This is a genomic window from Bdellovibrionota bacterium (genome assembly GCA_035292885.1).
GTDB lineage: Bacteria > Bdellovibrionota_G > JALEGL01 > JALEGL01 > DATDPG01 > DATDPG01.
Genome location: DATDPG010000164.1, coordinates 44364 through 69385, shown reverse-complemented (window position 1 = coordinate 69385; position 25022 = coordinate 44364). Strand labels below are relative to the sequence as shown.

28 protein-coding genes are annotated in these 25022 nt (G+C 55.6%); 20 read left to right on the top strand and 8 right to left on the bottom strand.

Going from position 1 to position 25022, the window contains the following annotated elements; translation table 11 throughout:
* Positions 1-221 (bottom strand): hypothetical protein (locus VI895_12255; protein ID HLG20571.1); only part of this gene is annotated, 221 nt, incomplete at its 3' end.
* A gap of 272 nt (positions 222-493) precedes the next feature.
* Here VI895_12255 and folE point away from each other — a divergent pair.
* From folE to VI895_12235, 4 genes are all read left to right on the top strand, one after another.
* A complete protein-coding gene (folE, locus tag VI895_12250; GenBank protein HLG20570.1) occupies positions 494-1042 on the top strand; it encodes a GTP cyclohydrolase I FolE in 549 nt (182 codons plus the stop codon).
* 76 nt (positions 1043-1118) lie between these two features.
* Entirely contained in the window at positions 1119-1403 is a 285-nt protein-coding gene (locus VI895_12245; protein HLG20569.1) for a DUF2442 domain-containing protein, read from the top strand.
* A gap of 125 nt (positions 1404-1528) precedes the next feature.
* Positions 1529-1849 carry a hypothetical protein gene (locus VI895_12240; protein ID HLG20568.1) on the top strand — a complete coding sequence of 107 codons (321 nt, stop codon included), beginning with the start codon at positions 1529-1531 and terminating at the stop codon, positions 1847-1849.
* 31 nt (positions 1850-1880) lie between these two features.
* Entirely contained in the window at positions 1881-2267 is a 387-nt protein-coding gene (locus VI895_12235; GenBank protein HLG20567.1) for a 6-carboxytetrahydropterin synthase, read from the top strand.
* On the opposite strand, the gene VI895_12230 is transcribed toward VI895_12235, so the two are convergent.
* From VI895_12230 to VI895_12220, 3 genes are read right to left on the bottom strand one after another with little or no spacing between them, the layout of a single operon-like run.
* Positions 2264-3961 carry an ATPase, T2SS/T4P/T4SS family gene (locus VI895_12230; GenBank protein HLG20566.1) on the bottom strand — a complete coding sequence of 566 codons (1698 nt, stop codon included), beginning with the start codon at positions 3959-3961 and terminating at the stop codon, positions 2264-2266. The genes VI895_12235 and VI895_12230 overlap by 4 nt on opposite strands.
* The gene (locus VI895_12225; GenBank protein ID HLG20565.1) at positions 3958-4359 is read right to left on the bottom strand and encodes a 6-carboxytetrahydropterin synthase; all 402 of its coding nucleotides are present in this window, start codon (positions 4357-4359) and stop codon (positions 3958-3960) included. The genes VI895_12230 and VI895_12225 overlap by 4 nt, the downstream gene beginning before the upstream one ends.
* Positions 4356-5090: an SDR family oxidoreductase gene (locus VI895_12220; GenBank protein ID HLG20564.1), complete on the bottom strand. Its 735-nt coding sequence runs from the start codon at positions 5088-5090 to the stop codon at positions 4356-4358. The genes VI895_12225 and VI895_12220 overlap by 4 nt, the downstream gene beginning before the upstream one ends.
* An 84-nt stretch (positions 5091-5174) precedes the next feature.
* Here VI895_12220 and VI895_12215 point away from each other — a divergent pair, with 84 nt between their 5' ends.
* The 6 genes from VI895_12215 (at position 5175) to VI895_12190 (ending at position 9557) form a co-directional block, all read left to right on the top strand.
* A complete protein-coding gene (locus VI895_12215) occupies positions 5175-5870 on the top strand; it encodes a 7-cyano-7-deazaguanine synthase (GenBank protein ID HLG20563.1) in 696 nt (231 codons plus the stop codon).
* Complete coding sequence (polX, locus tag VI895_12210; GenBank protein HLG20562.1) at positions 5867-7600, top strand: DNA polymerase/3'-5' exonuclease PolX; 1734 nt, start codon at positions 5867-5869, stop codon at positions 7598-7600. The genes VI895_12215 and polX overlap by 4 nt, the downstream gene beginning before the upstream one ends.
* 145 nt (positions 7601-7745) lie before the next feature.
* Entirely contained in the window at positions 7746-8348 is a 603-nt protein-coding gene (nth, locus tag VI895_12205) for an endonuclease III (GenBank protein HLG20561.1), read from the top strand.
* A gap of 37 nt (positions 8349-8385) precedes the next feature.
* The gene (locus VI895_12200) at positions 8386-8841 is read left to right on the top strand and encodes a hypothetical protein (protein HLG20560.1); all 456 of its coding nucleotides are present in this window, start codon (positions 8386-8388) and stop codon (positions 8839-8841) included.
* Between the two features lie 54 nt (positions 8842-8895).
* A complete protein-coding gene (locus VI895_12195; protein ID HLG20559.1) occupies positions 8896-9105 on the top strand; it encodes a type II toxin-antitoxin system HicA family toxin in 210 nt (69 codons plus the stop codon).
* A complete protein-coding gene (locus VI895_12190; GenBank protein HLG20558.1) occupies positions 9102-9557 on the top strand; it encodes a type II toxin-antitoxin system HicB family antitoxin in 456 nt (151 codons plus the stop codon). The genes VI895_12195 and VI895_12190 overlap by 4 nt, the downstream gene beginning before the upstream one ends.
* Positions 9558-9598: 41 nt before the next feature.
* Here VI895_12190 and VI895_12185 read toward each other — a convergent pair whose 3' ends face one another.
* Positions 9599-10576 carry a deoxyhypusine synthase family protein gene (locus VI895_12185; protein HLG20557.1) on the bottom strand — a complete coding sequence of 326 codons (978 nt, stop codon included), beginning with the start codon at positions 10574-10576 and terminating at the stop codon, positions 9599-9601.
* Positions 10577-10692: 116 nt separating this feature from the next.
* Between VI895_12185 and VI895_12180 the strand changes: the two genes are divergently transcribed.
* From VI895_12180 to VI895_12160, 5 genes are all read left to right on the top strand, one after another.
* Positions 10693-11481 (top strand): enoyl-CoA hydratase-related protein, encoded by a 789-nt coding sequence (locus tag VI895_12180; GenBank protein ID HLG20556.1) that lies wholly within the window; start codon positions 10693-10695, stop codon positions 11479-11481.
* Between the two features lies 1 nt (position 11482).
* Entirely contained in the window at positions 11483-12922 is a 1440-nt protein-coding gene (locus tag VI895_12175; protein ID HLG20555.1) for an aldehyde dehydrogenase family protein, read from the top strand.
* Between the two features lie 25 nt (positions 12923-12947).
* The gene (locus VI895_12170) at positions 12948-14126 is read left to right on the top strand and encodes a thiolase family protein (GenBank protein ID HLG20554.1); all 1179 of its coding nucleotides are present in this window, start codon (positions 12948-12950) and stop codon (positions 14124-14126) included.
* A gap of 68 nt (positions 14127-14194) precedes the next feature.
* Entirely contained in the window at positions 14195-14425 is a 231-nt protein-coding gene (locus VI895_12165; GenBank protein ID HLG20553.1) for a CopG family transcriptional regulator, read from the top strand.
* Positions 14412-14669 (top strand): type II toxin-antitoxin system RelE/ParE family toxin, encoded by a 258-nt coding sequence (locus tag VI895_12160; GenBank protein HLG20552.1) that lies wholly within the window; start codon positions 14412-14414, stop codon positions 14667-14669. Before VI895_12165 ends, VI895_12160 begins: the two co-directional genes overlap by 14 nt.
* A gap of 12 nt (positions 14670-14681) precedes the next feature.
* Here the strand turns inward: VI895_12160 and VI895_12155 are convergent, their stop codons facing one another.
* Positions 14682-14894 carry a zinc-binding dehydrogenase gene (locus tag VI895_12155; protein HLG20551.1) on the bottom strand — a complete coding sequence of 71 codons (213 nt, stop codon included), beginning with the start codon at positions 14892-14894 and terminating at the stop codon, positions 14682-14684.
* A gap of 119 nt (positions 14895-15013) precedes the next feature.
* Here VI895_12155 and VI895_12150 point away from each other — a divergent pair, with 119 nt between their 5' ends.
* Together VI895_12150 and VI895_12145 are read left to right on the top strand one after the other, a co-directional pair.
* On the top strand, positions 15014-17704 hold the full coding sequence (locus VI895_12150) for a membrane dipeptidase (GenBank protein HLG20550.1): 2691 nt from the start codon (positions 15014-15016) through the stop codon (positions 17702-17704).
* A gap of 16 nt (positions 17705-17720) precedes the next feature.
* The gene (locus VI895_12145; GenBank protein ID HLG20549.1) at positions 17721-18404 is read left to right on the top strand and encodes a hypothetical protein; all 684 of its coding nucleotides are present in this window, start codon (positions 17721-17723) and stop codon (positions 18402-18404) included.
* Positions 18405-18462: 58 nt separating this feature from the next.
* Here VI895_12145 and VI895_12140 read toward each other — a convergent pair whose 3' ends face one another.
* On the bottom strand, positions 18463-19494 hold the full coding sequence (locus VI895_12140) for a zinc-binding dehydrogenase (protein HLG20548.1): 1032 nt from the start codon (positions 19492-19494) through the stop codon (positions 18463-18465).
* Between the two features lie 28 nt (positions 19495-19522).
* Here VI895_12140 and VI895_12135 point away from each other — a divergent pair, with 28 nt between their 5' ends.
* The 3 genes from VI895_12135 to VI895_12125 are packed head-to-tail and all read left to right on the top strand — an operon-like array spanning position 19523 to position 22385.
* A complete protein-coding gene (locus VI895_12135; protein ID HLG20547.1) occupies positions 19523-20437 on the top strand; it encodes an amidohydrolase family protein in 915 nt (304 codons plus the stop codon).
* Between the two features lie 32 nt (positions 20438-20469).
* Positions 20470-21516 (top strand): zinc-binding dehydrogenase, encoded by a 1047-nt coding sequence (locus tag VI895_12130; protein HLG20546.1) that lies wholly within the window; start codon positions 20470-20472, stop codon positions 21514-21516.
* A complete protein-coding gene (locus VI895_12125) occupies positions 21513-22385 on the top strand; it encodes a 3-hydroxyacyl-CoA dehydrogenase NAD-binding domain-containing protein (protein HLG20545.1) in 873 nt (290 codons plus the stop codon). Before VI895_12130 ends, VI895_12125 begins: the two co-directional genes overlap by 4 nt.
* 99 nt (positions 22386-22484) lie before the next feature.
* Here the strand turns inward: VI895_12125 and VI895_12120 are convergent, their stop codons facing one another.
* Positions 22485-24404 carry an alkaline phosphatase family protein gene (locus tag VI895_12120; GenBank protein ID HLG20544.1) on the bottom strand — a complete coding sequence of 640 codons (1920 nt, stop codon included), beginning with the start codon at positions 24402-24404 and terminating at the stop codon, positions 22485-22487.
* Positions 24405-25022 lie beyond the last annotated feature (618 nt).

Here is a 25022-nt window from a genome sequence, read left to right as displayed (position 1 = left end):
CCCGCCGATCCGGCTGAAGCCTGGTCTTCTCCGCCTCCTACAGGACTGTTGGGATTCGCATCGGTGATTCGAGCCTGGGTTTCGCGATCTACGTTGCGGTTCTTGTCGCTCAAGAAACGGGCGTCTTTGGGAGTCTTTGCTTCGGAAGCGCGGTTGTCCATGATGTCCACCAGCTGGCCGTCCATTCGATCGAGAAGGGGATTCGCGGAAAGTGAATTCATCGGAGGCTCGACGAATCGAATCCGTTGGATCTTTTCGCGTTCGGGCGGACTCGCCGTCGACTCGCTGCTGAGAACGAGCGGAAAGGAAGAAAGGATTGCGGCGTGAAAGGCAAGGGAAGCGACAAAAGGGCCCCAGACGGAGCCTCCTGTCCTTAGCGGAGCGGTGTTTTCAAAAACAGGCATAACCACGGCCAAATCGTATCATGTCGCAAGATTGACCGTAGGGGTCGAATCTGATTGGATCGCGCACTTCCTCAAGAGGGTGGAGATAAGTGCAAGAAAAGATTAGAGAAATATTGGCTGAATTGGGGGAAAACCCGGAACGTCAGGGGCTTCTCAAGACCCCGGAGCGGGTGGCGAAGGCCTTGCGAACAATGACCGGCGGCTACCGAATGAGCCTCAAAGAGGTCATCAACGGTGCGCTGTTCGACGAAGATCGCAAAGACATGGTAATCCTCAAAAACATCGATTTCTTCAGCCTCTGCGAGCATCACCTCCTCCCCTTTTTCGGGAAATGTCACATCGGCTATCTGCCCAACGGCAAAATCATCGGCTTATCCAAATTGGCTCGAGTGACCGAGATGTTCGCCCGCCGGCTTCAAGTTCAGGAACGATTGACGCAGGAAATCGCCGAGACGATCGAGGAGGTGTTGCATCCGCGGGGCGTAGCGGTCGTGATGGAAGCCGAGCATCTCTGCATGCAGATGCGTGGCGTGGAAAAGCAAAACTCCATTGCCGTGACCAGCTCGATGCTGGGAGCGTTCCGTGAAAACTACGCCACGCGCGAAGAGTTCATGCAGTTGATCCGTAACCGGGTCTGATTCTCCGGTGTGGGGAGTTGTTGCAAGATGGGAGCAAACCGATTCCCATCAAGCCATTAGCGTAAGGAGCCCAGCGATGAGTCACCCTATTTATAAGGTTCTATCTTTCGAGATTAGCGGGGACTATCGCCTTCGTGTTTCATTTGACGATGGGACCACGCAGGATGTCGATCTGAGCAATGTCCTGTTCGGGGACCTATACGGCCCTCTTCGGGATTTGGCGGTCTTTCGATCCGTTCGAGTCGACCCTGAAGTCAAGACCTTAGTCTGGCCGAATGGCGCAGATTTCGACCCGGCAATGCTGCACGATTGGCCGAAGTACAAAAAAGCCTTCGCCGACCGAGCTTTGAAATGGAAATAGTTTCACAATCGCCGTGACCAGCTCCATGCTCGGGGCGTTTCGTGAAAACTACGCCACGCGCGAAGAGTTCATGCAGTTGATCCGCAACCGGGTCTGATTCTCCGGCGTGTTACAATGATGGGGCCATGCCGGCCGGGGACCACATCGATGAAAAGAAGCGGATGTTCGGCGACATCTCCCGCCTCATCCGAATCACGATCGAAGGCACGGTCTACGAAGTCCCCGAAGGGCTAGAACTGCTTCGTTGTTATCAGTATCTCGATTTTCACATCGCCTTTGAGAATTTTTGCTGGAACGCGACCTGCGAAACTTGCGCCGCGAACGTCAGCCGAGAGGGTAAGCCGTTTGAGCGCGTTCTCTGTTGCCAGACGATTGCTGAAGAAGGTCTCGTTGTTGAAAAGCTCCCGGCCGGTGTGGAAAAGAGAGAAAATAGTTCCTTCGGTTGACGGCACCTCTCAAACATGGTTCAGAGCGGCTGTGAAGTCGACACAAGAGTGCTACCGAGTTCGCGTGGAAGCTTTTTTCGAAGCGGCGCATAACCTTCGCTCGTATAAAGGCTCCCCGGAGCCGTTGCACGGCCACAGTTGGAAAGTGGAAGTTGAAGTGGAGGCCGATCGTCTCGATCAAGAGGGAATGGCGATCGATTTTGTGGAGCTTCAAAGCGTCGTCCAGGCGCTGACGAAGAAACTCGATTACACGTATATCAACGACGTTCCGCCTTTTACGGACATCGCACCCAGCGCGGAAAATATCGCCAAATGGTACGCGGAAGAATTGAGGTCGTTTGCGGCAAACAATAGGTGTCGTGTTGTCGAAGTCCGCGTCTGGGAAGGCCGGCATGCGTCGGCCGCCTATCGCGATTAGAAAAACGTCGTTCGGACGACTTCCTCGATCGTGGTCAGCCCCTCTTTCGCCTTATAGAGGCCATCCATATTGAGCGCGATCATCTTCTCGCGTTTCGCCATGCGCCTTAAGTCCTCGACCGTTCCTTCTTTGGCGATGAGGTCGCGCATCCGGGACGTTACGAACATGACTTCCAAGATCGCCAGGCGCCCTTTGTAACCCGTGAAGCTGCAGGTCGGGCAGCCTTTGCCTTTGGAAAAACGGAGTTTCTCCAATTGCGCCGGTTTCAAACCCAGGCGGAGGAGAAGTCTCGGATTCGGCTTGTCATCGACTTTGCACGCCAAACAGAGCCTGCGGACCAACCGTTGGGCCACCGCCATGTTCAGGCAAGAGGCGATGACAAACGGTTTCACTCCCATGTTGCTCAGACGCGCAATGGCCGTCGGAGCGTCGTTCGTGTGCATCGTCGCCAGGACCAGGTGTCCCGTGAGCGCAGCCCGGGTCGAAATATCCGCCGTGTCTTCGTCGCGTATTTCGCCGACCATGATGACGTTCGGGTCTTGGCGAAGGACGCCGCGTAAAGCGTTGCCGAACGTGAATCCTTTCTTTTCGTCCACCTGCACCTGGCCGACGCCGCGGAATTCGTATTCCACCGGATCTTCGATCGAGACGACGCTTCGAGACGAATCGTTGAGAAAGTTCACCATCGAATAAATCGTGGTCGTCTTTCCGCTTCCGGTGGGGCCTGTCACCAGCACCATTCCGGCCGGCTTCTCCAACTCACTCTTGAAACGATCAAAGATGAGCTTGTGAATCCCCAGTCCCTCGAGATCGTAATCAAATCCCGACTTGTCCAGGAGTCGGATGGCCAGGCGCTCGCCGTTATAGACGGGGATGATGGCGAGACGGAGTTCAACGGCTTGCCCCTTCGGCGTCTTGACCGTGATCCGTCCATCCTGAGAAATCTTTCTTTCGGACACGTCCATGTTGGAAAGAATTTTGGCCCGGCTGATGATCTTTGCATAGAGCTCGAGGGGGATCGTCAGGACGTTGTAAAGAACGCCGTCGATTCGGAACCGGACGATGGCGTCGGAACCGTAAATGTCGAAGTGAATGTCACTGGTTCCCAGGGCGATCGCTTTCGTGATGATGTTATCGAACAGCTTCGTGATCGAAGTTTCGGTGAAAGAAGCGGCGGGACCGAGTTTGATTTCATTCGACAGATCGAGCGGGCTGCGGACGGCCACCCGTTCCTCGACGTTGTAGAACTTCTTCCAGAGATATTGGATGTCGGCCCGGCTGGCCTGAACGGCGTTGATCTTCTTGTTGGTGTAAAAGCGGATTTCATCCACGGCGCGTAGGTCGCTGATATCGACAAACGCGATGGTGAGATCGTTCTTTTGTTGATCGAAACGGATGGGAACGGCCCTGCACTTGACCAGCATATTGGAAGGGACCATCGCGATGACGTTGGGCGGAATCTCGATGTCGGTGGTCACGACCTCCTTTCCGCTTTGAAAGTAAACGAGTTGCTGGTGCTCCGGAGAGAGTTGCTCGCAGAGCCCGGTGAGGACGGTTTCTTCGGAAACAAATCCGAGTTCAACCAGGATTTCACCCATGAGCCCGTAACGGGATTTTTGGAATTCAAGAGCCCGTTGAAGTTGATCCGACGTGATCAATCCTTTTTCAAGCAGGATTTGGCCGATGTTTTTCATTTGTACACTGCGAATTGGGTGGGGGTTTCCCAAAGTTTAACTTCGACGACCGGGAGTCCTCTTTCGCGAGCGTGCACAAAAATTTCCCGCGCGATGTTCTCCGCCGTAGGATTCACGTCGATTTTGTAAACCGGTTCTCCCAATTTTTCGAGCAACGGGATCAGGGGGTCGTCTTTTCGCAAAAGCATCCGATGATCCATCGTGTCGTCGATCCAACTCTTGAGCAAACGTTTGATATCGGTGAAGTCGAGGACCATTCCGCGGCGATCGAGCTTGTCGGATTCGAACGAGACTTCGGCAAGGCCGTTATGCCCGTGCGGATGCGCGCATTTCCCCTCGTAATCGAGCAGACGGTGGCCGTAACAGAAATGAATTTGCTGCGTGACCCGGTAGCTCATGCGATCAACCTTCCGCCGTCGACGTAAACCACAGACCCTGTCGCGAAATCAGTTCCCTCAACGAGAAAAAGAACGGCGTTCGCCACATCCCGCGGCGATCCTTCTCGTTTCAGAGGAATGGCTTTCAAGACCGCGTCGCGCTCTTCCTTCGGCATATCTTCGGGCAGCATGACCGGCCCGGGCCCTACGGCGTTCACCTGAACGTGCGGCGCCAAGGTCTTGGCCAACGCTTTGGTCAGGCAAATGAGCCCCGCTTTAGAAACGCAGTACGGGATATAGCCTGTATAGGGTCGTTCTGCGGCCCAATCGACGATGTTGATGATCTTTCCGAGCTTGCGTTCCACCATCCCGGGTCCGAACGCCTGCGCGCAAAGGAACGGTCCTTTCAAATTGGCGTCGATATGGCGGTCCCAGCTTTCTTCCGAAATACCGGGCCATGGGGTCCTCTCAAAGATGGCCGCGTTGTTGACCAAAACCGTTACCGGCCCGATCGTTTTTTCGACGTCGGCGCGCATTCGGTTCACGTCCGATTTATTCGACACGTCGGCCTTCATGGCGAGGGCCTTGACGCCGAATTCCCGAAGATCGTCCACCGTGGAATTCGCTTCGGAATTGGACGTCCGGTAGCTGATCGCCACATGGCAACCCCGTTCGGCCAGGGCCAGAGCAATTTCCCGGCCGACCCGCCGGGCGCCTCCGGTGATGAGAGCGACCTGCTTCTTTAGATTCATTCGGCCGGACGATACGGAGGGGAGGCGGAACGGTCAAATCTGAACCGTAGACCTCTTTCGGTAACGGAGGTAAAAAGCGGCCGAATGTCCGCGCACAAACGAAATGCCGCCGTCCTGGTGAGCGGAGGTCTGGACAGCGCCGTACTGCTGGCGGAATGTGCCGAGATCTGGCCGCAGGTGACTCCGATCTTTATTCGAAGCGGGCTTTTGTGGGAGGAAGCGGAGCTTCGGGCCTTGAGACGCTTTGTGGCTTCGTTGGCGGAGCCGTCCCTGACTCCGATTGCCGAACTCACTCTCGGAGCGGCTCAGATGTACGGCGACGATCATTGGAGCGTCAACGGCGCCCGGGTTCCCAAATTCCAAGACCCGGATCCGGAGGTCTATCTTCCCGGCCGAAACCTTTTGCTTTTGTCCCACGCGGCTACGTTCTGCTCCCTCACCGGAATCGATCAAATATTCGTGGGTTTGTTGCGGGGGAATCCCTTCCCGGACGCGAGCGAAAAATTCCTGGAACAGATGGCGCGTACGGTCTCCATGGCCTTGGGGCGCCCGATCGAGATCCACGCGCCGTATCGCCAGTATTCGAAATCGGATGTGATTCTTCGCGGCCGCCGCTGGCCGATTCATTTAACGCTCTCCTGCCTTCAGCCTCGCGGAGGACGCCATTGTGGTAAGTGCAACAAGTGCGCGGAACGTCAAAAGGCGTTTCAGCAGGCCGGAATCATCGACCCGACCGATTACGGAGCGGCAGTTCGGCTAAGAGTGGCGACGGCGCCGTGAACCTTCAGGCGGATCGGCATCAGGTCGCGGAGGCCCTCGAGGAAATCGCCGTTCTCCTGGAACTCAAAGGGGAAAACCCTTTCAAAGTCAGAGCTTATTCCGCAGGCGCCCGAACGCTTGAATCCGTGGACGGGGACCTCGGATCGCTGATGAGCTCCGGTCGACTTTGGGAAATGAAGGGGATCGGCGCGGCGTTAAAGGAAAAGATCACGGAGTTGGCCCAGACCGGAAAGCTTGTGTATCTGGAAAAGCTCCGAAAGGAGTTCCCCGAAACACTTTTTGATCTCTTGAAGGTCCAGGGACTCGGACCCAAGAAAGTGAAAGTTCTCTACGAAGAGCTTGGCATCGAGTCGCTCGAACAACTGGAAAAGGCATGCAGGGAGAATCGGCTGTTAAAGCTCGCCGGATTCGGCCAGAAGACGCAGGAGAAAGTCTTGAAAGGGATTGAATTTCTCCATACCGCATCCGGTCGCTATCTCTACGGCGACGTCATTGATACCGCCGAAGGAATTCTGCACAAGATGAAAAAATGGAAAGAGATCGAGCGGGTATCTTTGGGCGGGAGTCTCCGACGTGGAAAGGAAATGGTCAAAGATGTCGACATCGTGGCGGCGTCGACGAAGCCGCAGGCCGTGATGGACAAGTTCGTTGCAATGCCGGGCGTTGTTCAGGTGCTGGCGCATGGAGAAACAAAGTCCAGCGTGATTCTGGGGAAGGGACTTCAGTGCGACCTTCGCGTCGTTACGGATAAAGAGTTCCCGTACGCTCTCCACCATTTCACGGGAAGCAAGGAACACAACACGGCGATGCGGACACGGGCGAAGGAGACGGGTTTTAAGATGAACGAGTACGGCCTCTTCAAAGGGGAGAAACTGGTTCCGTGCAATGACGAAGCGGCGATCTTCAAAGCGCTGGGGCTTGCGTACATTCCTCCCGAGCTTCGAGAGGATAACGGCGAGATTGAAGCGGCGGAAAGAGGGAAGATTCCGGAATTGATCGAATTGGGGGACCTCCGCGGTTTTTTTCACGTCCATTCCACATACAGCGACGGGCGCAACACATTAGCCGAGATGGTGGCCGCGGCGGCCGAGATGGATATTGAGTACATCGGAATCTCCGAGCACAGCCAAACCGCCTTTTACGCCGGCGGGCTGAAAGAGGCCGATATCGATCGGCAGTTCACAGAGCTCGATCACCTTCAGAAAAAGTATCCCAAGCTTCGGATCTTCCGAGGAGTGGAGTCGGATATCCTTCCGGACGGTTCTCTGGATTATCCGGACCGTGTGTTAAAGAACTTCGATTTCGTCATTGGATCGGTGCACGCCAGCTTCAATATGCCGGAAGAAGAGATGACGAAACGTTGCGTTAGGGCCTTGGAGAATCCCTATTGCACCATCTTGGGGCATCCGACAGGGCGCCTTTTATTGAATCGGGAGGCGTTCAAGATTGATTTGCACGCCATCATCGATCGCGCCGCTAATTTGGGGAAAATCGTCGAATTGAACGCCAATCCGTATCGGCTCGATCTGGATTGGCGCGTCGTCGGATACGCGAAGGAAAAAAGGGTTCGTTTGGCGATCGATCCCGATGCGCACGATACGAAGGGGCTTTCGGACATTCGATTCGGGATCAATATGGCTCGCAAAGGGGGGCTGACGAAGCGCGACGTGTTTAATACGTTGCCGGTGGCAGCCATGGAGAAGGCACTTGCCCAAACCCGCACGCACTAAACAGAAAGTCGAAAGCCTTGCACAGCGAGGCCGGAGTGCCTTTCGTCTCCAGAAAAGGACAGGTCGACGAAAGTTCACTCCGGCCTCGCCCGCGCGCAGTTCTCGGGTTGGGCGTGTTCGTCGTGGTCCGAATCTTGAGGAAATTTTGAGATTGATAAAGGAAATGTATCCGGATGTGGAGTGCGCGCTGACGCATGAGAATCCGCTGCAGCTTCTGGTCTCTACGATTTTATCCGCACAATGCACGGATGAACGGGTGAATAAGGTCACGCCGGAGCTGTTCCGGCGATTTAAAACGGCCCGCGACTTTGCTTCCGTTCCGCGGGAGGAACTGGAGGATCTGATTCGTTCGACGGGGTTTTTTCGAAGCAAGGCAAAGTCGATTCAGGGAACCAGCGAAAAAATAGCGGATGACTATGGGGGGCGGGTGCCCGACACCATGGATGAGTTGGTAAGGTTGCCCGGAGTAGGAAGGAAGACCGCTAACGTCGTTTTGGGAACGGCGTTTGGAAAGAATGACGGTGTCGTCGTCGATACGCACGTGGGGCGAATCGCGCGAAGGCTGGGTCTAACGAAACACAACGATCCGGAAAAGGTGGAGCAGGATTTGATGCGGTTTGTGCCGCGGGAAGAGTGGACGATGTTCTCGCATCGTCTCATATGGCATGGGCGGAGATTGTGCAAGGCGATTCGGCCAAAGTGCCCTGAATGTAAACTCGCTTCCCTCTGTCCTTCGGCGGAGCTATGACAGCACATTTGCCAACGAGGGCCCGATCGGAATGAGTATGACCGCATCCGGTGAAAGTCTCGCGAAGAAGGAAGCGGAACTCCTTGCGAACCTGAAAAGAAAGCTGCCTGAGTTAAAGGCGAAGTTGGAGAAGATCGCTTCCCATTGGGGGTACGAAGATCCGGTTTATCGATTCTACTACCATTCGTTCAAGGTCTATTTTCTTCAGAAAGAAACTCAGCAGATTTCGGAACTGTTGAGATCAATGGCTCCGGAGGACTGCAAGCTTGCCCCGGAATTCGAAGAACTCCTCAATGCTGGCGCTTCCGGGAAGGAGTTTTCGAACGAACATAATCAGAACTGGACGCAGCACACAAGGCCGATTGTCGAAGCTTTTTTCCACGCCAAATATTTTTTGGAAATGGCGGTCAAATACGGAACGGAATTGGAGAAGCCTCCGGAAACGTTGCCTTCTGGTTGGGCGGCGCTTCTCTGTTTCTATGGCTTGAGATAGGCGAAGGGGGTGGGTCATTGTGGATTTGACTTGGCAACCTAAAAGTTGCATACTATGAAAGTTCCATCGTTGAAACCCCGCGATCTTAAAAAGCTGGCGGAGGAGCACGGCTGGAAACATGCCCGGACATCGGGAGGTCACTGGATAATGACGAAAGAAGGCTATCGCTCCGTTCCGATTTCGAGTCATGTGGGAGAGTTCCCACGGTCGTTTGTTAGGGTGATCCTCAAGCAGTTAGGAATCAAATGGAAGGTAGGAGAATGATGTATTTCGAGGCGAAAATTCGGAAAGAAGGAAAGGGATATCGGGTAACTTTCCCCGGCCTCCCCAATGTCTTTACCTACGCGGAGTCATTCGATTGTGCGTTAACGTCGGCCCGCGAGGCGCTGGAAGGGTGTCTGCTCGAAGACCTGAACCGTGGTCTTGATCTGCCGGTTCCTCGCCGGTACTCCAGAAAACGGGAAACTCATCTTATTCCCGTATCTCTTGAAATTGGTATCGCTCTTCTTTTGCGAAAGCTGCGTCGAGAGAAGGGATGGACGACCCGACTCGTAGCTAACAAGTTAAGAATTTCAAGACAGGCGTATGAAAAATTGGAGCGAGGTACGGGAAATCCGTCCGTTGAAACACTGGAGAGGACCCTCGCCGTTTTCGGCGTCAAAGCACAGATTCAAGTTCAACCGTTACTTTCAAGCGACGTTCGACGTGCCGCATGAGGACAGGGTTGCCGCGTAGGCCAAAACGCTGAACGAGCGGCTTACCAACCCAGCACGTACGCGAAAACCAACGGGGCCACGATCGTGGCATCCGATTCGATGATGAATCGGGGGGTGTCGGAGGCGAGCTTCCCCCATGTGATCTTTTCGTTCGGAACGGCGCCGGAATACGAACCGTAACTCGTGGTCGAGTCGCTGATCTGACAGAAATAGCCCCACACCGGGATATTCGTCTTTTTGAGATCCTGGTGAAGCATCGGGACGACGCAGATCGGGAAATCTCCGGCGATGCCTCCGCCAATCTGGAAAAATCCGATGGAATTCTCCCGGCTCGCTTTGGAATACCAGTCGGAAAGTTCCATCATCGTCTCGATTCCGGAGCGCATGCATCGGGGATTCTTGATCTTTTTCGAAATACAACGGGCGGCGAAAAAATTCCCGAGCGTGGAATCTTCCCACCCGGGTACGAAGAGGGGGATGTTTTTCTCGGCGGCCGCGACAACCCAGCTCGCTTGCGGATCGATCTGGTAATTCTTTTTCAGTTTCCCTTCGTTGACAACTCGATAGACAAATTCGTGCGGGAAATAGGACTCCCCTTTCTTATCGGCGGTTTCCCATTCGTCGGCGATGATGTTCTCGATTCGGCGCATCGCCTCTTCTTCCGGGATGCAGGTGTCCGTGACCCGGTTGAGCCCCCGGCCCAATAATTTTTCCTCATCTTTCGGGGTGAGCTCCCGGTAGTTCGGAAGTTTTACGTAATGTTCATGCGCGACGAGGTTGAAAAGATCTTCCTCAAGATTCGCTCCGGTGCAGGAAATCGCGTGAATTTTCCCTTTCCGGATCATTTCGGCCAGCGAGATCCCCAGCTCAGCCGTGCTCATCGCACCCGCCAAGGCCAAAAACATCTTGCCACCCCGGTCGAGGTGGTGTTTGTACGCTTCCGACGCTTCAACGACGCGAGCGGCGTTGAAGTGCCGAAAATGCGTTTTCATGAATGTGGTGATCGGTGGGTTGCTCATGACGAACAGAAATCGTTTTGATGCAAAGAGTTACCTAGTCAGTTGCGAAGCACTTGTAAAGAATTTTTGCGACATTAAAGTAGGCAGTCGTTTGAACAAAACAAAGGAGAGGTGACATGACCGGAGCGTTGGTGAACACACGAAAGGACGGCGGCGTGACGATCGTCGAAATGAACGATCCTCCCGCGAATACGTATACCCACGAAATGATGATTGAATTGGATAAAGCTATCCTCGAATTTCGGATGGACGACGAAGCGCACGTCATGCTGCTTACCGGTCACGGCGAAAAATTCTTCTCCGCCGGAGCCAACATCAAAATGCTTTCGGACGTGACGCCGACGTTCAAGTATTACTTTTGCCTTCACGCGAACGAAACGCTCAATCGTTTGGAACATACGCCGAAACTGACGATCGCCGCGCTGAACGGCCATACGGTGGGAGGCGGGCTTGAGATCGCCATGGCCTGCGACCTTCGCATCGCCAAAAAAGGCGGCGGGAAAATCGGCCTTCCGGAAATAACTCTGGGGGTTCTGCCCGGAACGGGGGGAACGCAGCGTCTTTCAAGAATCGTGGGAAAGTCGAAGGCCATCGAGATGATGATTTCCGGCCAGAACATGGAATTTGAAGAGGCGATGAAACTCGGGATCGTCAATTCGGTTTACGAGAATGACGGATTCCTGGACCGGGTGGTTGCATACGGGAAGCAATATTGCCCGCCCAACAAAGCTTCTAAAGCCGTCGGTCGGATCAAACGGTCGGTCCAAAGCGGGTGGGAGATACCGTTTGAGTCGGCGCTAACCCTTGAGCGCGAACTTCAACAACAGCTTTTTCAGTCGGATGACGCCAAGGAAGGCTTAAACGCCTACATTCAGAAGCGGACGCCGCGGTTTAAAGGCGCGTGAGATGACGGCCCGAAAACTCTTGATCGGCGGCAAGTGGGTCGATTCGTCGTCGGGGAAGACGTTTCCCACGATCAATCCCGCCACGGAAGAAAAAATCACCGATATCGCCGAGGCTACGGTGGAGGATGTGGATCGGGCGGTGAAGGCGGCGCGGGCTGCATTGGAAGGGCCCTGGGGGTCCATGAGCGCCAAAGATCGGGGAAAGATTGTTTGGAAGATCGGCGAGCTTCTCATGCACAAAGTCGACGAAGTCGCCTCTCTGGAGACCGCAGACAACGGGAAGCCGATTTTTGAATCCCGATACATCGACGTCCCGGTAACGGCCGACTGTTTTCAGTATTACGCGGGCTGGGCGACGAAGTTCTGCGGCGAGACGATCCCGATCGGACCGAACTCGTTCAATTACACGCTTCGCGAACCGATCGGCGTCGTGGCGGCGATTACGCCTTGGAATTTTCCGTTACTCCTAGCGGCCTGGAAGGTGGCGCCGGCGCTGGCGATGGGGAATACGGTCATTCTGAAGCCGGCGTCCTGGACGCCTCTGACGGCGCTTAAACTCGGGGAGATCTGCCAAGAAGCCGGCCTCCCCGATGGCGTGATGAACGTCATCACCGGTCCGGGCGGAACGATCGGCATGGCTCTGGCGAATCACCCGGGCGTCGACAAAATTGCGTTTACGGGGGAAACCAACACCGGCAAGTCGATCATGAAATCGGGGGCGGATACGCTTAAGAAAATCTCCCTCGAATTGGGCGGCAAGTCACCGAACGTTGTCTTTGCCGACGCCGATCTGGACGCCGCGGCCAAGGGGGCGTCGATCGGAATTTTCTACGGCAAAGGCGAAGTCTGCGCCGCGGGTTCGCGCCTTTTTGTGGAAGCGAAAGTGCATGAACAGTTTATGGATAAGCTTTTGTCCCGCGTTGAAAAGTTGCAGCCGGCGGATCCGATGGATCCAAAGACGCGGATGGGAGCCATCGTCGCCAAGAAACAGATGGATAAAGTGCTGGAGTACATCGACATCGGCAAGAAAGAGGGGGCCAAATTGGTCTCCGGTGGAGAGTCGGTCAAGGTCGGAGGGAAGGGGTACTACCTGAAGCCGACGGTCTTTGATCAGGTCGACAACAAGATGAGGATCGCTCAAGAGGAGATCTTTGGTCCGGTGCTGGCGACGATTCCGTTCAATGACGTGGACGACGCCGTGGCCAAGGCGAACGATACGATTTACGGCTTGGCTTCCGCGGTATGGACGCGCGACATCAAGAAGGCGCACGCGTTTGCAAAAAAGGTGAAAGCCGGGACCGTTTGGATCAATACGTACAATCAGTACGATGCGGCGTCGCCGTTCGGAGGTTACAAGCAGTCGGGCTACGGACGCGAATTGGGAATTCAGGCTCTGGAGATGTACACGCAAACGAAAACGGTTTGGGTCGATTTGACGTGATTCCGCAAGGGCCATCTCCGGTCGTGTGACCCACGATATCGTCATTGTCGGGGCAGGCCGAACGCCGATCGGTAAGTTCGGCGGGGGTTTGGCCTCCCTGTCTGCAGCGCAACTAGGCGGAAGTGTCGGATGCAGCACAATTTCCGTTTCCGGAATCACGCCTGACAAAATAAACCTCTGTATTTTCGGCCATGCCCGACAGGCGGGAGGTGGCCCAAATACCGCCCGCCGAATTGTTCGTCTCGCAGGCTTATCCGATGCGGTTCCGGCGTATACGGTCAATCAGGCTTGTGCCTCCGGACTTCGGGCCATTGTAAACGCGGCTCAGTCGATTCAAACCGGCGAGGCTGAAGTGGTTTTAGCCGGCGGAACGGAATCGATGTCGAACACGCCGTACCTTCTCACGGGCGCCCGATGGGGTTACCGGATGGGCCATTCGGAAGTCGTCGACGGAATGTACCGCGATGGATTTCTTTGCCCGCTCTGCGGAATGGTGATGGGGGAGACTGCGGAGAAGCTGGTCCGCCAAGAAGGGATCACTCGGGCGGATCAAGATGCGTATGCCGCCGAAAGCCAGAAAAAATGGCTCGCCGCGGATCAGTCGGGCCGTTGGAATCGGGAAATCGCGCCGGTCGAAGTCGCCGCAAAGGGCGGGATAAAGATGGTCACGAAGGATGAACATCCCCGGCCGGACTCCACTGTGGAATCGATGGCGAAACTTCCCCCGGTCTTCGTCAAGGACGGTTCGGTCCATGCCGGGAATTCCTCCGGAATTACGGATGGCGCAGCGGCATGCATCGTGACTACGGCGGAAAAGGCTAAGAAGTTAGGTCTGAAGCCGATGGCTCGTCTTGTGGCCCACGCCACGGTCGGCGTTGATCCGTCGATCATGGGGATCGGTCCGGTCTCGGCCGTCGAGAAACTTCTGGCCAAGACGCAGTTAAAGCTCAGAGAAATCGACCTCATTGAACTCAACGAAGCCTTTGCGGGACAGGTTTTGGCCTGCGCCAAACATCTCGAGCTCGATTTGTCGAAGGTAAATGTCTCCGGCGGGGCCATCGCCCTCGGTCATCCGATCGGCGCTACGGGGGCTCGTATCGTCACAACGCTTCTTCACGAGATGGAAATTCTGAACGCCAAGCGCGGAATCGCCACGTTGTGCGTGAGCGGCGGAATGGGGATCGCCGCTTTGTTTGAGCGCTAAGGCCGGGATATTCTTAAGACATTCAAGCGTCTTGACGTTATAAGGCTATGATGCTTTAATGAATTTTAATGGCAAACACTTCGAGAACGACCATTTACTTTGATCGCGACCTTCATAAAGCCCTGAAACTCAAGGCCGCCGAGATTGAAAAATCGGTGTCGGAGATTGTGAACGAAGTGATTCGGCTCAATCTTTCCGAGGACCTTGAGGATCTGGCCTCGTTCGACGAGCGCAAAAAAGAGAAGAGCCTCCCGTTTGAAGATGCGTTGAAGAGACTGCGCTCGAGTGGAAAATTATAGTCTCTCCATCAAGCCATCGGCGCTCAAGGAGCTCGAGGGTTTTCCAAAGAAAATTGTTCAACAGATCGTCGCGCGAATCGAAGGCTTATCTTTGAATCCCCGGCCGCCCGGCTCGCAGAAGCTTTCAGGCGAGGAAAAATACCGGCTGAGACAAGGACCTTATCGAGTCGTCTATGCTGTCGATGACGCCCGCAAAGTTGTGGACGTCGTGAAGATCGCCCATCGGAGTGAAGTGTATCGGTAGCGGGAACCGGATCTACGGGATCAACACGATTTTTCCGAAAGACTTCCGCTCTTCAATTCGGCGATGAGCTTTCGCGGCGTCTTTCAACGCGAACGTCTGATCGAGGAAGACTTTTAGACGCCCCTCGAAGCGGATATCGATGCGAATCCAAAGCGTGTGGTTTCGCACCTTGACCGAAATCGCTCGGACATCGCGGAGTCCATCGATCTCCTCGGCCACACCCATTCTCGCCCCAATACAACCGCCGGATTCTTGAAATTTCCTAGGAGGTTTACCTTGACTAGGAGCGTCATGTTTGACATGGGAGGCCGATGCGCCCTCCTCGGCAACCGAAGAGACCGCTCGTGGGCGTTTTTCTACCCCTTCTTGGATGGTTAATCGTCGCATTCGCCTTCACGAACGGTCTCGGCGTCCGTGCCGCGACGGTCGCTGGCAACACCCAGAAGCATAACCCTAACGGGCCTGGCGGCGGAGGGGGGCTGAATGTTCAGACTCAAGTCATGGGCTTCGACTCGTTCGCCTTGTTCACCCAATCGGCCAATGGATCGATCACGCCGGTCAGCGGCGGAAATGCGTCGGCCGGGAGCGCCGCCGCGGCGTCCATCGTTACCAACGATCCTTTCCTTTACATTACCGCTTGGGGCGACGATGTCGGCACGCAGGGCCTCCTGTTTCAAATTCAGGTCAACCGTAAGATGATTTTGAGCGGGGACCCATTGGTCCAGGTGGTCCCCTCTCTCATTGATCTTGACCAGCCGTTTCCCTCACAGGGGCCCGGTTCGGCGGACATTCGCTCGATCGCCGGCGACGCGGATACGAATCTCAAATGGCGAATCCCGACGATCGGGGGCGTAAACAACGGAACCTTTCCCGTGGAGAGCCCGTTTCCAGTAGTCCCAGCCATTTCATCCAACGCACATTGGATTTGGTTTAACAGTGGAAACGACACCAGCCACGCGTCGGCTCCATTCTATCCCGGGTTTAATCACAAAGAGTACCTGATCTTTCGCGTCCCCCTGTCGAACCAAGCGGCCGCGCTGAGTCCGGTCCCTGGGTTTGCCGATACGCACATTCACACGTTTTCCGAACTCGCCTTCGGCGGGAACTGGCTTTGGGGAAACGCCGCTGGACCCGAGGATATCGCTCTCGCGCCATGCGACGGTTTTAGCCATGGTCGAATGTTCTTGGAGCGTCTGACAGCGCTCAATCCGTGCGCTCACGCGACAACGATTTTAATCCACGTGCTGGACTTCGTACTTTCCGAAATTTTGGGGAAAGACACAGGCTTTCACCTTTTGCGAACGTTCGGCTATCCGACGTATACCGGCTGGCCCCGTTGGGATGTCTCGGCTCACCAGCAAGTTTGGGAGGGGTGGTTAAAGCAGGCGCACGACCGGGGACTTTCGTTAATGGTCATGTCAGCCGTCGATAACGCTTTTTTGTGTAATCTGAACCCGCCGACGCTATTCAACCCCTTCTGCGATGAGATGTTCGCCGTCGAACAAGAGATCAACATGGCGCACAACTTTGTTCAAAATCACCCATGGGCCGAGATTGCGCTCACACCGCAAGATGCGCGGCGGATCATTCATGAGGGAAAACTCGCGATCATCCTGGCCATTGAAGCTTCCCGCCTGTTCGAAGGCGCGCCCGACTATATGGCTGAGCTCCGTCGTTTTTACGACCTGGGCGTTCGATCGGTTCAGCCGGTGCACCAATTCGACAATCAGTTTTCAGGCGCGGCCCCTCATCACACCGTTTTCTTCATCGGCGAATTCATGGACACGTGTCACATCGAAACAGACTGTTCGGATCGATATCCCTTCGGTTTTGATCTTGACTCAAGTTGCAAGAACGTAAAGGGCCTTACGGCGGACGGTGTCGCCCTGGTCAACGAGATGATGAATCTCGGGATGCTCATCGATCTCTCCCATGTATCCGAGAACGCTGTGAACGAAATCTATAACATCTCCGTCGCGAGAAACTATTACCCCCTCTTCATGTCCCACGGTCACTTCCGCGAGATCATGACACCAAAAAAGCAGTTGGAAGAGAAAACGACACCCGCGAACATCGTAGACATTGTGAAGGAGACGGGAGGAATTTTCGGCCTTCGAACGGCTAATGAAGAAGTTCTTCACTATCAGCCAGCCTTGGTTCCGAACGACTGTCACGGATCCGCTAAATCATTTGCGCAAGCGTATGCCTTGGGGCGCAACGGATTAAACGTCGACATCGCTTTCGCCACGGACCTTAACGGTTTCATCACACAGACCCGCCCGCGGTATGGAAACACCGACGCCTGCGAGACGTATGGAAAAACCGATCCCTGCTCCGGAAGCGGTATCCGGAGAGAAAGCCGCTGTCAGGCTCGAGCGGAATGCAAACGGTCCTTTAACGGCGTCGGGACCGAGTTCGATATCCTGGGTCTCGGCCACGAGGGGCTCCTCCCGGATCTGGTACATCAGCTCGACAATTTCGGAATCGACACGACGAACATCGAAAATTCATCGGAGAAATTCATTCGTATGTGGGAACGAAGTATCGGACCTCGGACCGGCCCTGTGGCAACGGCCCCATCGGATCTTTCCGGCATTCAAGCGTACGTATCCAAAAAAGATCGGAAACGCGCGTACCGCCAACAGAAACAAAGTTGTAAGCCGAATCGCCACACCTGCCGAACGGGGTGCAGAGACTCGTTCCAGTCCTGCAAGAGCGACTGCAAGACTGTGAAAGGTCTGTGCGTTCAAACCTGTGAAACACAAAAGGCGAGCTGCTCCACTTCATGCGTAAATACCAAAGACACATGCTACGCCAACTGCGATCAGTACACGGGGTCGCAGCGCAGAAAGTGCCGGAGGGAGTGTAGACAGGACAAACGGGAGTGCAAACAGACCTGCCGACAAACCAAGCGGGATTGCAAGCAAACGTGCAAGGACACCAAACAAGCATGCAAACAGCAATGCAAAGACGCCAAAGCGTCCTGCAAGGCGGGCTGCAAAGATACTTTCCAATATTGTCGTTGCAACATCTAGATCGGAGGATTGAAAGATGAACCCATTTGCGAAAAATCGGAAAGCGACTAGAGGAAAACGCCTACCATCCGCAGCGTCCATCGCGTGCAGCGTCGGATTTCTGTTGACGCTCTCTGGCGCCCAGGCACAGGAGCCATGTCCGAACCTCACTCAGGACGCCATCGACGATCTGACGCTTCAGGCGGCGGATGTTATAAGCGAATCCACGGCTACGTCGACCGATATCCTAAATGAATTGGCGCTTTTGGAATCGGACAATACGCATAACAGCGAGTTCAGCGAAAGCGAGTATGCGGAGGACGCCCTGGATGCGGCAAACAACGTGATCGCGGACTACAGCGAACAAGACACCGATTCGGATGGGGACCTCTCCGAGGCGGTAAGCGACGAGATAAATGACACGTTCAACGATCCCACGATCGTTCAATGCAAATCTGAAAATTATCTCACACAAACCTTTGCGAATACGTCGGGAACCGCCGTGACGGCGGCCAACAATCTGATAGCGGCGTTGCAAAACGCGAATTCTCGGATTGGGAGCGTTGATGCCGCCACGACGACCGCGATCAACCATGCGATCGCTTCGGTGCAAGCGCACGTCGGAAAATTGACGACGGTGACCACCGCCATTTGCTGCAGCAGGACACTAACCAAGCCCGCGAACAGCGTAAAACAATCCGGAAAATCCAAATCCCGGTAAGGCCGAACTTCGCAGGAGATCTCTTTCGCCAGATCCGTATCGGTAGCGGAAACCGGATCTACGGGATCAACACGATTTTTCCGAAAGACTTCCGCTCTTCCATTCGGCGATGAGCTTCGGGTGCCTGTTTAAGGGGGAAACTCTTATCAATGATTGGTTTCAGTCGGCCTTCGAACACAAGTTTCAGGACTGAATGCAGTTCCGCGTCGTTTCCCATCGTCGAGCCCAAAATCCGGAGCTGCCGAAAAAAGATTTGGCGGAGATCTTCTTTCGGCTCGAAACCGGCCGTCGCTCCGCACGTGACGAGCGTTCCACCCTTCCGAAGAGAACGAAGCATCGGAAGCCACTGTTCACCCCCGACATGGTCGATGATGACGTCGACGCCCCGTTTTTCCGTCAGGGTTCGAATCTCTTTGTCGATCGGCGTCGTCGTGTAATCGATGACGACGTCGGCGCCCGGGTCCTTTTTGGCCCGGTCGGCCTTCTCCGGCGTACTCGCGGTGGCAAAGACCTTCGCGCCCAGCATCTTGCAGATTTGGATGGCCGCCGTACTGACGCCAGAGCCGGCGCTCATGACGAGCACGGCATCTCCCGCTCGTACACGAGCCTTCGACACGACCATGCTCCAAGCCGTTAGATAGGCCAATGGCGCCGCGGCCGCCGTTTCAAAGGATACGGAATCCGGGATCGGCAAAGCATTGACGGCCGGGATCGCGATTTTTTCGGCATATGTGCCGTTGCCGTGCTCTCCCAGAATTTGGTAGCGGTGACATAGGCTCTTTTCTCCGGCGCCGCACTGCTCGCATACGCCACACGAGGTCCCTGGATTGATGGTCACTCGCTGACCCGCTTCAACGTTCGTGACGCCCGCGCCGACCGCGTCGACGATCCCGGAGCCGTCACAACCCGGGATGTGGGGGAGGGGAGTTTTCATTCCGGGAATGCCTCGGCGGATGTGAATGTCGATGTGATTGATTCCGGCGGCCTTGAGACGCACAACGGCCTGCCCCGGGCCGGGCACTGGGTCCGGAAGATCGACGTAGGCAAGGACTTCCGGCCCGCCGTGCCGCGAATATTGAATGGCTTTCATCGGCGATTGTTTTATTCTGTTCCCACGCGTGACGAAAGCGAAAAAAGAGACGACAAATCCGAAACGGAAAGCTTCGGGAGCGCAGGTGCGGCGACGGGAGGGGATTACCGATTTTCATGTGCATGTTCAGCCCTGGTACATGTTCAAACCGGAAGCGCTGCAGAAAATGCGGCAAAAGAGACCCGATGCCGATTTAATCGCCCGCTACGGAGAAGATCCACTGGAGTTTATCGATCACATCGACCGCGTCGGTATCGATCGTGTGTGCGTCGTCAATTACGTGAGTCCCGACATCATGGGATTCACCGACGACGTGAATTCGTGGGTTTCAAAGTTCTGTTCGGTCTCTCCGGCGCGGCTCTTGGCTGTCGGCTCGGTGCACCCGCGCCTTTCCCCGGCCCCGCAAGATCTGATGGACAAACTTTGCGGTGATCTGGGAATCCGGATGATCAAAATCCATCCGCCGCATCAGCTGGTGTTCCCGAACGAATACCGCGGCGGTCTTCACGCTCTTGGAGTGATCTACCGGAAGGCGGAAGAATATCGCGTTCCGGTCATGATCCATACCGGGACGTCGATTTTCCCGGGCGCGAGGAACAAGTATGGAGATCCCATGACCTGCGACGACATCGGCGTTGATTTTCCGAACCTCCGCGTGGTGCTGGCCCACGGCGGCCGGCCGCTTTGGATGAACACCTGTTTCTTTCTGGTCCGGCGACACCCCAATTTCTTCATGGACATTTCCGGCATACCTCCGAAGTCGCTGCTCTCCTATTTCCCACGCCTGGAGGAGATCGCGGACAAGGTTCTCTACGGCACGGACTGGCCGGGTCCCGGCGTCCCCGATATGGCGGAGAATCTTGCGGTGTTCGAGTCCCTTCCGCTTTCGGAAGAGGCCAAACAAAAAATGCTGGTCGAAAACGCCCGAAAAGTTCTTCCTTAGTAAAACGCGGAACATCCGGTAGATTCCGCGACGTGAAGGCGGTTCGAATTCATAAACATGGCGGGTTGGAACGCCTGACGTACGAGTCTGTTCCCGACCCCAAGATTCAACCGAACGAGGTCTTGGTTGCCGTAAAGGCGTGTGCGCTCAATTATCTCGACCTTTGGACCCGGCAGGGCATTGCTGGAATTAAAATTCCGCTGCCCGTGATTCCCGGCACCGACATTTCAGGAGTAGTGCATGAAACAGGGGACATGGTCAGTGGAATCAAAAAGGGGGACAAAGTTCTTCTCTCCCCCGGAGTCAGCTGCGGAGAATGCAAATATTGTCTCGCGGGGAACGACAACATGTGCCCCGACTACACGCTCCTGGGGTTCAAACGGGACGGCGGCTGCGCCGAATACGTGAAAGTTCCGTCCACGAACGTGATCCCGATGCCTCAAGGGATCAATTTCGTCGAAGGCGCGAGTATCCCCCTCGTGTTTCTGACCGCCTGGCACATGCTTGTGGCGCGGGCGAAAGTTCAGCCGGGGGAGGATGTGTTGGTCTTGGCGGCGGGGTCCGGAGTCGGAATCGCGGCGATCCAAATCGCGAAACTCTTCGGAGCGCGCGTCATCGCCACGGCGAGCACGGAAGAGAAACTCGCAAAGGCCCAGGATTTGGGCGCCGACGACACCGTCAATTACGTGAAGAAAGATTTTCACGCCGAAGTGATGAAATTGACGGACAAGAAAGGCGTGGAGGTCGTGATCGAGCATGTGGGTCCCGCCACGTGGGAGAAAAGCATTCTGTCGCTGGCGCGAGCAGGCCGCTTGGTCACCTGCGGTGCCACCACCGGCCCCATCGTGAAGCTCGATCTCCGCTACATATTTTCCCGCCACCTTTCCGTCTTGGGTTCGTACGTCGGGTCGAAAGCGGAGCTTTTGGAAGTTCTCAAGTACTTTCCGGAGAAAAAACTTCATCCGGTCGTGGATCGCGTGTTGACGCTCAAGGATGTAAAAGTCGCTCATAAGTTGCTGGAAGACCGGAAACAGTTCGGCAAAGTCGTCTTGACTCCCTCCGCCAGCAGCCGGACATGACGGCGAATCCGGTCAAGAATGTTCTCGTAGTCGGCGCCGGAACGATGGGCCGGGGGATCGCTCATGTTTCGGCGTTGGGTGGTTTTGCCACCACCGTTCAGGACGTTTCGGAAGAAATTCTGGCCCAGGCCAAAGCGAATATTGAAGAGAACCTGAAAAAGGGGGTCGAAGTCGGAAAAGTAACGGCGGAAGGAATGAAAAGCGCTGTGGGCAATTTGGTTTTTGTCACCGACTTCGAGGCTTCCGCCCGAAGTGCGGATCTGGCGATCGAGGCGATTCCGGAGGATCTCACGATGAAGCGCGACCTCTTCGAGCGCCTGAATTCCCTCGCCCCGAAATCGGCGATTCTTGCCACCAATACTTCCGCATTACCGGTCGGCGAGATGGCCGCCGCCTCCGGGCGGCCGGATCGTTTCATCGGAATGCACTTCTTCAATCCGGTTCACAAGATGAAACTCATTGAAATCGTGACGTGCGAGGCGACGAGTGAGGAGACGATTGAAACGGCAAGGCGAGTGTCTCGGGCGATGGGAAAGGAGACCGTGGTCGTGAAAGAATCTCCCGGATTCGTCACGTCACGAATGAACGCCCTGATCGGAAATGAGGCCTTCCGGATGCTGGAGGAAGAGATCGCCTCGCCCGAGGATATCGATAAGGCGATCAAACTCGGTCTCAATCATCCGATGGGACCGTTTGAAATGGTCGACCTCGTCGGCCTCGACGTACGATTGACGACCCTTAAATACCTTCACAAGACTCTCGGGGACCGTTTCCGCCCGAGCCCGGTACTTGAAAAGTACGTCTCCGAAGGCCGCCTCGGCCGGAAAACGGGACGCGGCGTTTATTCTTACGACAAGCTAAAGAAATAGCCGTTCGCTGTTCTGATTTATCGCGTGGTTCCGTAAGCGGGGGAGTTGCCGGGACACCTGATCGAACGTAAACACGGTCGGGTATTTTGGAAACTGCCGTTAGCGGATGCCCGGAGGAGAATTCGTTTTTGACGGCACCGGGGTCGGGAGGGCCGGGTCATGCGGGAAAACGGCATGTTCCGCCGCGGGCGCGCCGAGGAGAGCGACGACCCATCCGGGAAACACACGGATATCCGATCGCCCGAGATAGCGGTTGCGGGGGATTCCGTCCCCCGCGGCGGCGAAAACAGAATCGCGGTGGTGGCGGACCATGTCGCGACTCCCGTGGTCGCTCAAGAGGATGAAGATGTCGTCGGCATCCATGAGTTTTCGGAGGGTGCCGATGCTGTCGTCCGCATAACGGTAAAACCCGTGAAGGTCTTCCAAGAAGGTGTCTTGGGAAGACGTGAGCACCGACCCGTAATGATGGATGAGATCGAAACTCGCGTACCGTACGATCACCAGATCGAACGCTCGCGTTTTTATAGCTTCCTCCGCCAACAGCCGGCGCGCGTGCATCGCTTTCCATTGGGTTTCAACGAATTTCCTCCGAAGCTTCTTCGCATCTCCGTCGAAGTGAAAATATCGGACAAAGAAATCAGGAAACGCGGCCTCCGCGCGCTTCTCATAGAGTTCGATCGGACCGAGGCCGTGCGCCATCAAATCCGCCGCTCTCGCCTCGTCGTGGGCGTACGCATAGGGGTCCGAGAAGATGAGGTTTAACGAAGACCGCCCGTGCCGCTTGAGGTGATCCCAAATCGCAATCTGGCCCGTGGGGAGGAGCGTTTCAAGCAAAACATCGGGGACAAAAGACTCGAGCATTTCAATCCCTTTGAGCTGAAGTAGGCCGAGGCGCGCCCATTTCCGGAGACTCCACTCCGTGGTGGAAAAATGCGTGAGCTTTTCCGTAGCCACGCTCGTGATGGGCGGATCGGAGTCGAGGATTCCGAATGCGCCGGACTCCATTAAGGCTTTGGTGTTCGGCGCCTGATCGGAATGAACGAGCGTCATAAAATGGAGCCACGTACCGGAATCCGGCCAAAGAACCACGATCCGCCGGCGGCCGTCGCTCTTTGCGGCCGGCCGATCCGCGTTGCGGCGGTCCCCGGAAACATAAGGCCTGACATCGATTCGACGGTTTGCGGCGGCGGAGGCGTGAAACGTGGCGATCCCGACCGGGCGCGAGGAAAACGCCCGGAGAGAATCCTGCTCGCTGACGACCGCAACGTAAGGGAGATCCGAATCCGTCCGCAGACGGATTTCACGCGTCCACGTTTCGTCATCCATGTCGTCGGCCTTTGTCATCGGGAGGGGGGCCCACCCGGTCACTGCGTCGTGCTCGCCCCTCTGGTTCCAACTTCCGCGAACGATCAGAGACTTTCCCCTTCCCACGGATCTCGCGAACCGGAGCGTCACGTTTATCTCCGGCGCGTCGGAAGGGTGACGGAGGCCAGCTTTAAGGTCTTCCGCATCCTTGAGGAATCGTTTCAACTTGTATTGTTCGTAGGCATCTTCATAACAGGCCACCGCTTCTCGGACTCGGTCCATCGAGGCCAGGGCGGCGCAGAGGCGGTACGTCGCCTCTTTCCGAAGGGAAGCTCCGGAGCTTTTCGAAAGATCGATCGACTTCTGAAAGGCTCGGACGGCCGGCTTAAAATGGGACTGATTGTTGTGGACGGATCCGATCTTGTACCACAGGGCGGCTCTCGATGAAGCCGGAAGCTCGTCGCCAAACTCCGCCAGGATTTTTTGCGCGATGACAAGGGTGTCTTCTTGGTGGAAACCGGCCTCGGCCTCTTTCAAGCACCGGAGCGCTTCCTTAAGAGTCGCTCCGCAGGGCTTCCAGATTCGCCCCTCGAATCGGTGTTCTTCGACTCCTCGATAGGCATAAAACGCAGAAACAAGAATGGCCGCGAGCCCGGCGAACAACAAAGCGGTCCAAGCCGTCCAACGCACGAACCGCCGAAAGACTTTCTTCACAAAGGGAGGGGACCGGTTTCGCCCCAGCCGATTCTTGGAGAAGCGTGTTGCCGACGGGCGCCCCGGCCGCAAATCCAGGCGCGGCGCTTATTCGTACGACAAGCTGAAGAAATAGCCGTTCGTCTCCGTCATCAGATATCAACCCCGCAATTGCCCTCGCACAGGAGGTTTAGTGCTTTGGGAGTCCGTGGTCGTGCCTTCAGCGTTTACCTCCCCTTTGAGTTCTGCCTTCACATAGTCGCGTATGAATCGAACCATTGCCGGGGAGAGACGGTCAAAACGAATGCCTGTTCCTACCGTGCCCCGGGATGGATCGGTGTTTGCCCACACAATTCTTCCTTCAACCATGCAGGACCTTTGGCGGCCGGTTATGTTCAACGTGAAGTTTAGGATGACCCCATTTCCCACGGCCAGTTTTTCAGCTGTGGCTAAAAATGCGCCTCCTTCGCTTAAGTTTAATACCCTTCCTTCAAACATATTCCGACGATTAGGCTTGGCTTGAGCGGTAAGTTCTGCGTTGACTCGGGGGTGCTTTCTGCGGGAGGACTTCATAGTCGTATTCGTTGTTCATAAACATTACCCGAAAACGCCCCTAAAATTCCACCCCCGGAGGGGCCA

Coding starts and splice junctions, on each gene's coding strand:
- VI895_12185 (HLG20557.1), bottom strand. CDS start 10,576: ATGAGCAACCCACCGATCACCACATTCATGAAAACGCATTTTCGGCAC.
- VI895_12200 (HLG20560.1), top strand. CDS start 8,386: ATGACCGCATCCGGTGAAAGTCTCGCGAAGAAGGAAGCGGAACTCCTT.
- VI895_12225 (HLG20565.1), bottom strand. CDS start 4,359: ATGAGCTACCGGGTCACGCAGCAAATTCATTTCTGTTACGGCCACCGT.
- VI895_12190 (HLG20558.1), top strand. CDS start 9,102: ATGATGTATTTCGAGGCGAAAATTCGGAAAGAAGGAAAGGGATATCGG.
- VI895_12195 (HLG20559.1), top strand. CDS start 8,896: ATGAAAGTTCCATCGTTGAAACCCCGCGATCTTAAAAAGCTGGCGGAG.
- VI895_12240 (HLG20568.1), top strand. CDS start 1,529: ATGCCGGCCGGGGACCACATCGATGAAAAGAAGCGGATGTTCGGCGAC.
- VI895_12180 (HLG20556.1), top strand. CDS start 10,693: ATGACCGGAGCGTTGGTGAACACACGAAAGGACGGCGGCGTGACGATC.
- VI895_12140 (HLG20548.1), bottom strand. CDS start 19,494: ATGAAAGCCATTCAATATTCGCGGCACGGCGGGCCGGAAGTCCTTGCC.
- VI895_12175 (HLG20555.1), top strand. CDS start 11,483: ATGACGGCCCGAAAACTCTTGATCGGCGGCAAGTGGGTCGATTCGTCG.
- VI895_12155 (HLG20551.1), bottom strand. CDS start 14,894: ATGGGTGTGGCCGAGGAGATCGATGGACTCCGCGATGTCCGAGCGATT.
- VI895_12245 (HLG20569.1), top strand. CDS start 1,119: ATGAGTCACCCTATTTATAAGGTTCTATCTTTCGAGATTAGCGGGGAC.
- VI895_12165 (HLG20553.1), top strand. CDS start 14,195: ATGGCAAACACTTCGAGAACGACCATTTACTTTGATCGCGACCTTCAT.
- VI895_12230 (HLG20566.1), bottom strand. CDS start 3,961: ATGAAAAACATCGGCCAAATCCTGCTTGAAAAAGGATTGATCACGTCG.
- VI895_12125 (HLG20545.1), top strand. CDS start 21,513: ATGACGGCGAATCCGGTCAAGAATGTTCTCGTAGTCGGCGCCGGAACG.
- VI895_12145 (HLG20549.1), top strand. CDS start 17,721: ATGAACCCATTTGCGAAAAATCGGAAAGCGACTAGAGGAAAACGCCTA.
- VI895_12220 (HLG20564.1), bottom strand. CDS start 5,090: ATGAATCTAAAGAAGCAGGTCGCTCTCATCACCGGAGGCGCCCGGCGG.
- VI895_12215 (HLG20563.1), top strand. CDS start 5,175: ATGTCCGCGCACAAACGAAATGCCGCCGTCCTGGTGAGCGGAGGTCTG.